General features: G+C 65.2%; 16 protein-coding genes and 1 pseudogene. 4 read left to right on the top strand and 13 right to left on the bottom strand.

Annotated features, from left to right (window positions below):
* Positions 1 to 791: S49 family peptidase (locus WB785_RS22570; protein WP_424081999.1), on the bottom strand; the 791-nt coding region annotated here is incomplete at its 3' end.
* Positions 792 to 857: 66 nt separating this feature from the next.
* Here WB785_RS22570 and WB785_RS22575 point away from each other — a divergent pair.
* Both WB785_RS22575 and WB785_RS22580 read left to right on the top strand, forming a co-directional pair.
* Positions 858 to 1,784, top strand: a complete 927-nt coding sequence (locus tag WB785_RS22575) for an LLM class flavin-dependent oxidoreductase (RefSeq protein ID WP_424082021.1) — start codon at positions 858 to 860, stop codon at positions 1,782 to 1,784.
* A gap of 53 nt (positions 1,785 to 1,837) precedes the next feature.
* Positions 1,838 to 3,070 carry a serine hydrolase domain-containing protein gene (locus tag WB785_RS22580; RefSeq protein ID WP_424082000.1) on the top strand — a complete coding sequence of 411 codons (1,233 nt, stop codon included), beginning with the start codon at positions 1,838 to 1,840 and terminating at the stop codon, positions 3,068 to 3,070.
* Here the strand turns inward: WB785_RS22580 and rplO are convergent.
* From rplO to rplN, 10 genes are all read right to left on the bottom strand, one after another.
* Complete coding sequence (gene rplO, locus WB785_RS22585; protein ID WP_424082001.1) at positions 3,067 to 3,507, bottom strand: 50S ribosomal protein L15; 441 nt, start codon at positions 3,505 to 3,507, stop codon at positions 3,067 to 3,069. The genes WB785_RS22580 and rplO overlap by 4 nt on opposite strands.
* The gene (gene rpmD, locus WB785_RS22590; protein ID WP_424082003.1) at positions 3,504 to 3,707 is read right to left on the bottom strand and encodes a 50S ribosomal protein L30; all 204 of its coding nucleotides are present in this window, start codon (positions 3,705 to 3,707) and stop codon (positions 3,504 to 3,506) included. The genes rplO and rpmD overlap by 4 nt, the downstream gene beginning before the upstream one ends.
* 1 nt (position 3,708) lies before the next feature.
* Positions 3,709 to 4,395 (bottom strand): 30S ribosomal protein S5, encoded by a 687-nt coding sequence (rpsE, locus tag WB785_RS22595; RefSeq protein WP_424082005.1) that lies wholly within the window; start codon positions 4,393 to 4,395, stop codon positions 3,709 to 3,711.
* Positions 4,396 to 4,426: 31 nt separating this feature from the next.
* A complete protein-coding gene (rplR, locus tag WB785_RS22600; protein WP_424082023.1) occupies positions 4,427 to 4,795 on the bottom strand; it encodes a 50S ribosomal protein L18 in 369 nt (122 codons plus the stop codon).
* Positions 4,796 to 4,836: 41 nt separating this feature from the next.
* Positions 4,837 to 5,376 (bottom strand): 50S ribosomal protein L6, encoded by a 540-nt coding sequence (gene rplF / locus WB785_RS22605; protein ID WP_424082007.1) that lies wholly within the window; start codon positions 5,374 to 5,376, stop codon positions 4,837 to 4,839.
* A gap of 10 nt (positions 5,377 to 5,386) precedes the next feature.
* Entirely contained in the window at positions 5,387 to 5,785 is a 399-nt protein-coding gene (rpsH, locus tag WB785_RS22610; RefSeq protein WP_424082009.1) for a 30S ribosomal protein S8, read from the bottom strand.
* Between the two features lie 67 nt (positions 5,786 to 5,852).
* A complete protein-coding gene (locus WB785_RS22615) occupies positions 5,853 to 6,038 on the bottom strand; it encodes a type Z 30S ribosomal protein S14 (protein ID WP_424082011.1) in 186 nt (61 codons plus the stop codon).
* 4 nt (positions 6,039 to 6,042) lie between these two features.
* Positions 6,043 to 6,606 carry a 50S ribosomal protein L5 gene (gene rplE, locus WB785_RS22620; RefSeq protein WP_424082012.1) on the bottom strand — a complete coding sequence of 188 codons (564 nt, stop codon included), beginning with the start codon at positions 6,604 to 6,606 and terminating at the stop codon, positions 6,043 to 6,045.
* On the bottom strand, positions 6,603 to 6,926 hold the full coding sequence (rplX, locus tag WB785_RS22625; RefSeq protein WP_424082014.1) for a 50S ribosomal protein L24: 324 nt from the start codon (positions 6,924 to 6,926) through the stop codon (positions 6,603 to 6,605). The genes rplE and rplX overlap by 4 nt, the downstream gene beginning before the upstream one ends.
* Positions 6,927 to 7,295: a 50S ribosomal protein L14 gene (gene rplN, locus WB785_RS22630; RefSeq protein ID WP_424082016.1), complete on the bottom strand. Its 369-nt coding sequence runs from the start codon at positions 7,293 to 7,295 to the stop codon at positions 6,927 to 6,929.
* A 392-nt stretch (positions 7,296 to 7,687) separates the two neighbouring features.
* Between rplN and WB785_RS22635 the strand changes: the two genes are divergently transcribed.
* On the top strand, positions 7,688 to 8,674 hold the full coding sequence (locus WB785_RS22635) for a hypothetical protein (protein ID WP_424082018.1): 987 nt from the start codon (positions 7,688 to 7,690) through the stop codon (positions 8,672 to 8,674).
* Here the strand turns inward: WB785_RS22635 and WB785_RS22640 are convergent.
* Both WB785_RS22640 and WB785_RS22645 read right to left on the bottom strand, forming a co-directional pair.
* Positions 8,671 to 9,240 carry a DinB family protein gene (locus tag WB785_RS22640; RefSeq protein ID WP_424082020.1) on the bottom strand — a complete coding sequence of 190 codons (570 nt, stop codon included), beginning with the start codon at positions 9,238 to 9,240 and terminating at the stop codon, positions 8,671 to 8,673. The genes WB785_RS22635 and WB785_RS22640 overlap by 4 nt on opposite strands.
* Positions 9,241 to 9,276: 36 nt before the next feature.
* A pseudogene (locus WB785_RS22645) lies at positions 9,277 to 9,675 on the bottom strand (hypothetical protein); the annotation flags it as partial.
* On the opposite strand from WB785_RS22645, the gene WB785_RS22650 reads away from it, so the two are divergent.
* A partial coding sequence (locus WB785_RS22650) for a hypothetical protein (RefSeq protein ID WP_424082025.1) occupies positions 9,629 to 9,892 on the top strand: 264 nt, incomplete at its 3' end. The pseudogene WB785_RS22645 and the gene WB785_RS22650 overlap by 47 nt on opposite strands.

Consider the following 9,892-nt stretch of genomic DNA (forward strand, 5'->3'; position numbering starts at 1 on the left):
GGCGAAAGGCCTTCGGCACCACCAAGTTCTGCGATACGCGCATATGCCTCGTCTCGGAAGCCAATCCGGTCGACCAGCCCCGAGCTGACGGCGTCTTCGCGTAGTAGCGGCGCACGGTCGGCCAGCGCATCGAGGGAATCCAGGCTGATCCTGCGCGAACCGGCGACCGCCTGCCAGACTTGAGTGCGCAAGCTTTCCAGCAGACGGGTGTCGGCTTCTCGATGCGCATCGGTGTAGCGGTCTTCCGTGAAAAGGTTTGCCGCCGACTTGTATTCGCCGCGCGCGATGAACTGCGCTTCAATGCCGGCCTTCTCCAGCGCGTCACGCAAAAACATTGCATTGGTGGCGAAGCCGATCAGCCCGACGGTTCCCGACGGCTGCATCCATACTTCGCCGAACGCCGAGGCCAGGTAGTAGGACAGTGTTCCCGGATAAGTCTCGGCCCACGCGAGCGATGGCTTGACCGCGGTGAACGCGGCGATGGCTTCCCGCAGTTCCTGAACCGGCCCCGGCGCGGCGGCGGGAAGCTGTACCCGGGCGATCAGGCCGGCGACCCGGGGATCGTCGGCGGCGCGGTGCAACGCGGAGATGGCTTCGCGCAGCACCAATGAGCGGCCACCGCCGCTGATGATCGCCAGCGGGTCGAAGCCGCCGGTCTCCGGCGGCGCCGCGCGCACGTCCAGTTCAAGCACGCAACCTCTGGGTACACCGTGGTGGCGGGCGGTGTCGACGCGGCGAGCCAAGGCGCGGACCTCATCAACCCCCGGCGGGTCGGGCAGGAAAGCAAACATATGTCGAGCCTACCGATGACCAGCGGCCCCGCCGTGCCGGCGGAGGGTGGGCCGTACGGTGGCGGGGTGCGATTCTCCATCTCGATCCACCAATTCGATTCCGCCGGCTTCGACACGGCCGGTCAGCGCGACTACCTGAGCCGGGCCGAGGAGCTCGGCTTCGAGGGCGGCTGGGTGCTCGAACAGGTCGTCGGCGAGGCGCCACTGTTGGCGCCGCTGGAACTGCTGGCCTACGCCGCGGCCTGCACCGAGCGGCTCCGGCTGGGCGTCGCCGTGCTGGTCTCGTCGTTGCATGATCCGCTCCAGCTGGCCTCGGCGGTCACCGCCGTCGACCGGCTCAGCCGCGGCAGGCTGGACGTCGGCGTTGCACCCGGCGGCGGCTTTCGCCAGTTCGGCGCGTTCGGGGTAGAGCGGGCCACCTTCATCAGCAGCTTCACCGAAGGTCTGGAGTTGATGAAGGCGGCGTGGTCCGATGAGCGGAGGGTGACGTTTGACGGCCGGTTCCGTCAGGTCAACGATCTGCCGATCCAGCCCAAACCCGTGCAACGGCCGCATCCGCCGCTCTGGTTCGGCGGCCAGGCCCCCAAGGCCCTGGCCCGGGCCGTGCGTCACGGCGACGCGTTCCTGGGCGCGGGGTCGTCGAGCACCGCGAAATTCGGCGAGGCCGTGAAAACGGTGCGCCACGAGCTGGCCGAACAGGGCAAGGATCCCGCCCAGTTCAGCATCGGCAAACGCGTCTATCTGATGGTCGACGACAACGCCGCCACAGCGCGTGAGCGGGTGCTCGCCGGTTTGCACCGCATCTACGGCTCGATGCAGGGCATCGAGGCGGTACCGGTTTCCGGCACACCCGACGACGTCGTAGCCGGGCTGCGTGACGTCATCGACGCCGGCGCCGAAATGATCCTGCTCAACCCGGTTGGCCGTGACCTCGCCGAGGATCGCGAGCAGATGGAACGCCTTGCCGCAGAAGTGGTTCCGCAGCTGCGCTGAGCCGATGCCCCATTTGCCCACCGTCGACCGGCCGATCGGGGTATAACGACTCAATGGTTCTCAAGGTCACCGTGTCGCCGGAGTTGATCGACGGGGACGTCGACGAGGGCTACGGCAAGGTCGCTGATGCATTTCGCGCCAACTTCGCGCGCGGGCATGAAGTTGGCGCCGCTGTCGCCGTCTATCGCAATGGCGTCAAAGTAGTCGACCTGTGGGGAGGCTACCGCGATGGCATCGCCAAGGCGCCGTGGCAGCGCGACACCATGGTCAACATGTTCTCAACGACCAAAGGCGTTGCCGCCCTTGCTGTTGCGGTGGCCGTGTCCCGAGGTTTGTTCGGCTACGACGACAAAGTTGCCGAACACTGGCCTGAATTCGCCCAAGCCGGCAAGGGCGACGTGACGGTGCGGCAGCTGCTCGGCCACCAAGCCGGACTGTGTGTACTGAAACCAGCACCGACTGTGCGGGATGTCGCCGACCCAGTGCGGCTTTCGGCGATGCTCGCGGCCCAGAAGCCGGCGTGGACGCCCGGTACCCGGCACGGATACCACGCGATCACGCTGGGCTGGTACGAATCCGAGCTGATCCGTCGCACCGACCCGGCCGGCCGTAGGCTGGGCCGCTTTTTCGCCGACGAGATTGCCGGGCCGTTGGGGCTGGACTTGCATATCGGACTGCCGGATTCGGTGGCCCGCGACCGGGTCGCACACCTGCACCACTGGTCGCGCGCGGAATCCCTGCTTCACCTCGGCGTCTTGCCGAGCGCTCTTATCGGAGCGTCGCTCAACCCAGTCGGACTGCTCGCCCGTGCTGGTCGCCTTCCGCGCGACGTGAACCCCTGGGCCGGCGACTATAACCGCGACGATGTGCGCGCTGTCGAGATCCCGTCCGCCAACGGGATTGGAACAGCCCGCGCAGTCGCCCAGCTCTACGGCACCGCTGCGACCGGGGATCAAGCGCTGGGCCTGACGGCAAGCGTGCGCGACGAGCTCATGGCGCAGCCCGCCCCACCAAGCCGTGGATTGCGAGACCGGGTGATGAATGTCGATATTGAGTACTCGCTGGGCTTGTGCAAGCCGGTGCAGTTGTGTCTGTTCGGCTCGTCCGACAAGGCTTTCGGCACACCAGGTTTCGGCGGCTCGTTCGGGTTCGCCGACCCCGACACCGGTGTGGGATTCGGGTATGTGATGAACCGGCTGGGTTTTCACCTGTGCAGCGATCCACGCGAACTCGCATTGCGCCAAGCGGTATTTCGCGACGTGCTCGGCGCACGCACACAGACCTAGAGCTCGGTGGCTGACCCGCCTGCCGCAGTGATTTTCTCCCGCGCGCTGCCGCTGAACTTGTGTGCGGTGACATCCACCTTGGCGGTCAGCTTGCCGTCGCCAAGAACTTTGACGAGCGAGTTCTTACGCACCGCTCCCTTGGCCACCAACTCGTCGACACCGACCGAACCGCCTTGGGGGAACAACCGATTGAGGTCGCCGACGTTGACGATTTCGTATTCGGTGCGGAACCGGTTGCGGAAGCCCTTGAGCTTGGGCAGCCGCATGTGAATCGGCATCTGGCCACCCTCGAAGGTCGCCGGTACGTTCTTGCGGGCTTTGGTGCCCTTGGTGCCGCGGCCCGCGGTCTTACCCTTGGAGCCCTCACCACGACCGACGCGGGTGCGCTTGGTTTTCGAGCCGGGCGCAGGCGCCAGATCGTGCAGTTTGATCGTCATTTGGTGTTACCTCCCGCCGTGTCGGCCGGTTCTACCTCGACGAGGTGATGCACGGCCGCGATCAGCCCGCGGGTCTGCGAGTCGTCGTCGCGGATGACCGAATGGCGTATCCGTCGAAGTCCCAAGGTGCGCAAGCTCTCCCGCTGCTTCCAGCGTGCTCCGATCGTGCTGCGAACCTGGGTGATCTTGAGCTGGGCCATTTTATGTCGTTCCTTCACGTGCGGTGTTCACACTGGCGGCCAGCCTTTCGCTTTCCCGCCGGGCGCGCAGCATGCCGGCCGGGGCGACATCCTCGATCGGCAGTCCGCGTCGGGCGGCGACCTCCTCGGGCCGCTGCAACAGCTTGAGCGCAGCGACCGTGGCGTGCACCACGTTGATCGCGTTATCGCTGCCCAACGACTTGGCCAGAATGTCGCGCACGCCAGCGCATTCCAGCACCGCTCGGACAGCGCCACCCGCGATCACACCGGTACCGGGGCTGGCCGGACGCAACAGGACAACGCCTGCAGCGGCCTCACCCTGCACCGGATGGGTGATCGTGCCGCCGATCAGGGGCACCCGGAAGAAGCTCTTGCGTGCTTCCTCGACGCCTTTGGCGATCGCGGCCGGGACTTCCTTGGCCTTGCCGTAGCCGACCCCGACCATGCCGTTGCCGTCGCCCACGATGACCAAAGCGGTGAAGCTGAATCGCCGACCACCCTTGACCACCTTGGAAACACGGTTGATGGTGACGACGCGCTCCAGGTAGTTGCTCTTGTCGCCGTCGCGGTCGCGACCGCCGCGGCGGTCATCGCGGCGGCCTCGGCCTTCGCGTGTGTCACGGCCTTCGCCACGAGTGTCACCGTGGCCGGGCGCTTGGCCGGCCGTTCCGGCCGGTTGCTCCGCCATTATGCGGTCCTTCCAAAGTCGTTGCTTGCCATCAGAACTTCAACCCGCTTTCGCGCGCAGCGTCGGCCAGTGCCGCGATCCGCCCGCCGTAGGTGTAGCCGCCGCGGTCGAACACCACCGTTTCGACCCCGGCCGCTTTGGCCCGCTCGGCGATCAGCTGGCCGACCCGCACACTGTGGGCCTTCTTGTCGCCGTCCACGCCCCGCACGTCGGCCTCGATCGACGAGGCAGCGGCCACCGTGGTGCCCGTGAGGTCGTTGACCAGCTGCACGTGGATGTGCCGCGCCGAGCGGTGTACCACCAAGCGCGGACGCTCCGGAGTACCCGAGATCTTCTTGCGCAGCCGGGCGTGCCGGCGCAGCCGGGACTTCCGCCGCTCGGCGGACACGCTCTGGCCCACCGGCTTTGGTGCGGCGGTATCAGCTTTTGATTGCGCCATGACTACTTACCTGTCTTTCCGACCTTGCGGCGGATCTGCTCACCCTCGTAGCGCACGCCCTTGCCCTTGTAGGGGTCGGAGCGGCGCAGACGACGGATGTTCGCCGCAATCTGGCCGACCTTCTGCTTGTCAATCCCGGAGATCGAGAACTTCGTCGGCGATTCGACCGCGAAGGTGACACCGTCCGGTGCCGCGATCACCACGGGATGGCTGTATCCCAGCGCGAACTCGAGGTTGGAACCTTTGAGCTGCACGCGATAACCGACACCGAAGATCTCCATCTTCGTCGTGTAGCCCTGCGTCACCCCGGTCACCAGGTTGGACACCAGCGTGCGGGACAACCCGTGCAGCGAACGGTTGTGCCGCTCGTCGTCGGGACGGGCGACCAGGATGGCGCCATCCTCGTTGCGGGCCACGGTGATCGGTTCGGCGACCGTCAAGTCCAGGGAGCCCTTGGGCCCTTTGACCGAGACGTGCTGACCATCGATCGTCACCTCGACCCCGGTGGGAATCGGAACCGGCTGCTTACCAATGCGCGACATGATTACCCCCTCACCACACGTACGCGAGGACTTCGCCGCCCACGCCCTGTCTGGCCGCCTGACGGTCGGTGAGCAGGCCCGAGGAGGTCGAGATGATCGCCACGCCCAGCCCGCCGAGCACTCGCGGCAGGCCAGTCGACTTGGCGTACACCCGCAACCCCGGCTTGGAGACCCGCCGCAAACCGGCGATGCTGCGCTCCCGGCTGGGTCCGTACTTGAGCTGAACGACCAGCGCCTTACCGACGCGCGCATCTTCGGTGCGATAGTCGGTGATGTAACCCTCCCGCTTGAGGATCTCGGCGATGTTGGCCTTGATCTTCGAGTGCGGCAGCGTCACCTCGTCGTGATACGCCGAATTGGCGTTGCGCAGACGTGTCAAAAAGTCTGCGATCGGATCCGTCATCGTCATGACAGCGGTGTTGCCTTCCTCGCAACGGTTCCCGGTTCGGGCCTGCTGCGCACCTGTTCTGGGTCTTTTACCAACTGCTCTTCTGCACGCCGGGCAATTCGCCCGCGTGCGCCATTTCGCGCAGGCAGATCCTGCACAGTCCGAACTTGCGGTACACCGCACGCGGACGGCCGCACCTGCCGCAGCGGGTGTAGCCGCGCACCGCGAACTTGGGCTTGCGGGCGGCCTTGTTAACTAATGCCTTCTTCGCCATCTGGTCAGTTCTCCTTGAACGGAAAGCCGAGGGCCCGCAACAGCGCTCGCCCTTCGTCGTCGGTCGTCGCTGAGGTGACGACGGTGATGTCCATGCCACGGACCCGGTCGATCTTGTCCACGTCGATCTCGTGGAACACCGACTGCTCGGCCAGCCCGAAGGTGTAGTTGCCCGAGCCGTCGAACTGCTTGGGCGAGAGCCCGCGGAAGTCGCGGATACGCGGCAGCGCAATCGATGTGAGCCGGTCGAGGAACTCCCACATCCGGTCGCCGCGCAGGGTCACCCGTGCGCCGATCGGCATGCCTTCGCGCAACTTGAACTGCGCAATCGACTTGCGCGCCTTGCGAATCTCGGGCCGCTGCCCGGTAATCGCGGCCAAGTCGCTGACGGCGCCGTTGATCAGCTTGGCGTCCCGGGCGGCGTCACCGACGCCCATGTTGACGACAACCTTCACCACGCTCGGGATCTGCATGACGTTGGCGTACTTGAACTCTTTATGGAGCGCGTCCCGAATTTCATTGCGGTATTGCGCTTTGAGCCGTGGCTGAACTTTCTCTGCAGTCGTCATGCCTGGATGTCCTTGCCGTTGCGCTTGGAGATTCGGACCCGCTTGCCAGTCTCCTCGTCGAGGCGATAGCCAACCCGGGCCGGCTTGCCGTCGGAGTCGACCACCATCACGTTGGAGACGTGAATCGGGGCTTCCTGCGTGACGATCCCGCCCGACCGCGCTCCGCGCTGGTTGGTCGAGATCGGAGTGTGCTTCTTAATCCGGTTGACGCCCTCGACGAGCACCTTGTTGCGGGTCGGGTAGGCCTGCAGCACCTTGCCCTTGGCGCCCTTGTCCTTGCCCGAGATGACCAGGACGGTGTCACCCTTGTGGATCTTCACCTACAACACCTCCGGGGCGAGCGAGACGATCTTCATGAAGCGCTTCTCCCGCAGCTCGCGGCCGACCGGCCCGAAAATGCGGGTTCCACGCGGGTCGTTGTCGGGCTTGATGATGACGGCGGCGTTCTCGTCGAACTTGATGTAGCTGCCGTCGGCGCGGCGGCGCTCCTTGACGGTGCGCACCACCACGGCCTTCACCACCTCACCGCGTTTGACGTTGCCGCCGGGGATGGCGTCTTTTACCGTCGCCACGATGACATCGCCGATGCCGGCGTAACGCCGCCCCGAGCCGCCGAGTACACGGATGCACAAGATCTCCCTGGCGCCGGTGTTGTCGGCCACCTTCAGCCGCGATTCCTGCTGAATCACTAGATCTCCTGACCTGGTTCACGTATACAGCCAGGCACTGGCACGTCAGCGGACATAGTCCACCCGACCTGTCATGCATGGTCTTCGTCACTGAAGGGCACGCAGGGCCGACTAGTTACGCTTACGAACGCCGGCCGAGGTCTGCCCACGGCAACCCCTAGAGTCTAGGTGAAGACCTGCTCAGAGCCAAATTCGAGGCCGAAGCGACGAAAGAGGCGGCTCGCCTGCTCATGGTGTCCCGGTGTTCGGTATCTACCCTGCGGGTTTGTCTAGCGCTGGTTTTCGTGCTGTGCACGTCATGTGTTCACCTACCGGCCTCGCATCCGGGTTCCGGTGCGGTGCCGAGACGATCAGTTGGGCGGCCCGGATGTGGCGCGCCGATCAGTTACCAAGTGTTCCAAAAGGGCGCCTTCGGGGCTGACTGGTCCAAAGCCAACGGCCTGCTGGCCTACAACGCCAAGGGCAGCGACGGCCATTACCACATCTATACGGTCAAGCCGGACGGCGCGAACCGTGCACAGTTTGGGGCAGGCGCAGTGAACTTCCCGCAGCGCACGGCCGGTTCGCCGGTCTGGAGCCCGTCGGGCAAGTTCATCGCGTTTGTGGCCGAGAAACCGGATCACCCGGGCGACTCGGTGGTCGCTACCCCCGGCTGGGGTAGCTACTCCGACCTGTGGGTGGCCAGCGCCGACGGGTCACACGCGTGGCAGCTCACCGACCTCCCGACCGACAAAGACCACGGCACGATCATCCCGGAGTTCTCCCCCGACGGTCGGCTGCTCGAATGGACCGAGCGCACCAAGGTACCCCGGGTCCTCAACCCTGATCGCTTCGCTGGGTTCTGGGTCATCAAGGTCGCCGACTTCAACGTCAACCCGGATGGCACGCCCTCGCTGTCTGACATTCGTACCGTCTCCCCCGCCGGCGATGCCTTCAATGAGAGCGGCGGATTCTCCGCCGACTCATCATCTCTGGTGTTCACGAGCGATTTCGAAACCCATAACTTCTGGAAGAATCAGATCTACCGTCTCGACCTCAAGTCCGGTGCGATCACTCGCCTTACCCGCGGCGACAGCTACAACGAGCATCCCCGCTACACGCCGGACGGGCAGGTGTTGTGGATGACCAACGCCGGCAACCCATCACATGGCACCGACTGGTGGACGATGAGTCCGGATGGGTCAAATCCGCAACGGCTCAGCAATTTCAACGTAGGGGACAACGCCAAAGTTTTCGGCGGGAAACCGGTGTGGGCCACCGTCGTTCAGACAGCCAACTGGGGCCCCGACGACGGCTCCTTTTATGGCGATGTCGAGACCAACCTATTGACTTCCGACAGCGTGATAGCGCGGGTGGCGCTCACCTGCCACGGTTCTTAAGTGGCGGACGGCCCGCTGATGCCGCCAATTTTGCGGATGTCGCCAAGGTGATGAACGCCGTCGTGCATCGCCTGCCGGACCAGCCAACGCGCTGTCCGATCCTCGCCGGGCAGCCGAGTAGCGATGCGGTCCCAGTCCCCCTCTTCGGTACGGGTGACTTGTTCACAGAAACCTGTTGTGGCTGCGCCGAGTTCGCCCAGGGTGGCTTCGAAATCGCAGCCATTGTAACGGAATCGACGGGCTCGGAGATCGTTGAACATCGGCTCCATTGCTGGCCGATCCTCGGCGCGAACGCGATGCAGTCGGATGGTAAAGGCCATGTACACATCGCGAAGATGGCAAAGGTACTCGGCGACTGACCAAACTTGCGGGCGCGGGCGCACCCGGCGCGCCTCAACCGGGATGGCGGAGACCGCCGCCCGGACCGCGCTAGGCAGGCCGATAATAGCGCTGACGGCGTCTTCGATCGATATCTCTGAATAGACGAGCCCGCACTCGAGGCAGGTGTGGTCTTCGGCGGCCAGGGGCGGAAGTTGCTCGGAGTTCTCCGAGCCCGATGTGGGCATGAAGATATTTTCCGATGGGGGCCAAGCACCGACACCTCAGAATGGCGGTGGGTCGTCGTCGGTGTCGCCCGGTGGGGCGGGGCCGAAGTAGCTCGGGCGGCTGGCCCGACGGCTCATGCGGGCATTGTGGTTTTGTCGTCGTTCGGTGGCGATGCGGGGGGCGCGGTTTTGGGCGCGGGTGCGCCGGCGTTTGGGCATCATCGCCGTCCGTTGGCCGCAGTAGTCCGCGGGCGGCTCGGCTTCGGTGGCGGGTATGCCGCCGGTGGCATGGCACAGGCTGGGAAACAGCAGCGCGCTGCCCGGCGTGGTCACGTGGGTCTGCCCGGACGGCGAGGTGAGGATCAGCGTGCCGTCGGGCAATTGTTGCTCGCGCCAACCCCAGAAGGTTTTGACCAAGTGGTGCCTTCTGCTGGAAACGTTTTGGGCCGGCATCGGCGTCGCTGGAAGCACCTACTATGTCGTTCCCGCGGAGGCGACGACGAACAAGCACCATTCGCGGGGTATGCCGGTCACGGTCGGCCCATCCCTGGCGGTGCTGCTGATTGGTCCCGCCATGACAGCGGCGGCCACCCTTACTGCTGGTCATGCTGTTGCTGTGCAGTTGGTTTCCGCGCTCACGCCGGTTTTGACGACGGTTTTTACGGCCTTGAGT

This window comes from Mycobacterium sp., assembly GCF_049585075.1.
In the GTDB taxonomy this organism is placed as follows: Bacteria; Actinomycetota; Actinomycetes; order Mycobacteriales; family Mycobacteriaceae; genus Mycobacterium.

What these genes read in the sequence shown, in the direction of transcription:
- rplO (WP_424082001.1), bottom strand. Translation starts at nt 3,507, where the DNA reads ATGACGATCAAACTGCACGATCTGGCGCCTGCGCCCGGCTCGAAAACC.
- rpmD (WP_424082003.1), bottom strand. Translation starts at nt 3,707, where the DNA reads ATGGCCCAGCTCAAGATCACCCAGGTTCGCAGCACGATCGGAGCACGC.
- rplE (WP_424082012.1), bottom strand. Translation starts at nt 6,606, where the DNA reads ATGACGACTGCAGAGAAAGTTCAGCCACGGCTCAAAGCGCAATACCGC.
- WB785_RS22580 (WP_424082000.1), top strand. Translation starts at nt 1,838, where the DNA reads ATGGTTCTCAAGGTCACCGTGTCGCCGGAGTTGATCGACGGGGACGTC.
- rpsH (WP_424082009.1), bottom strand. Translation starts at nt 5,785, where the DNA reads ATGACGATGACGGATCCGATCGCAGACTTTTTGACACGTCTGCGCAAC.
- rpsE (WP_424082005.1), bottom strand. Translation starts at nt 4,395, where the DNA reads ATGGCGGAGCAACCGGCCGGAACGGCCGGCCAAGCGCCCGGCCACGGT.
- WB785_RS22615 (WP_424082011.1), bottom strand. Translation starts at nt 6,038, where the DNA reads ATGGCGAAGAAGGCATTAGTTAACAAGGCCGCCCGCAAGCCCAAGTTC.
- rplF (WP_424082007.1), bottom strand. Translation starts at nt 5,376, where the DNA reads ATGTCGCGCATTGGTAAGCAGCCGGTTCCGATTCCCACCGGGGTCGAG.
- WB785_RS22640 (WP_424082020.1), bottom strand. Translation starts at nt 9,240, where the DNA reads ATGCCCACATCGGGCTCGGAGAACTCCGAGCAACTTCCGCCCCTGGCC.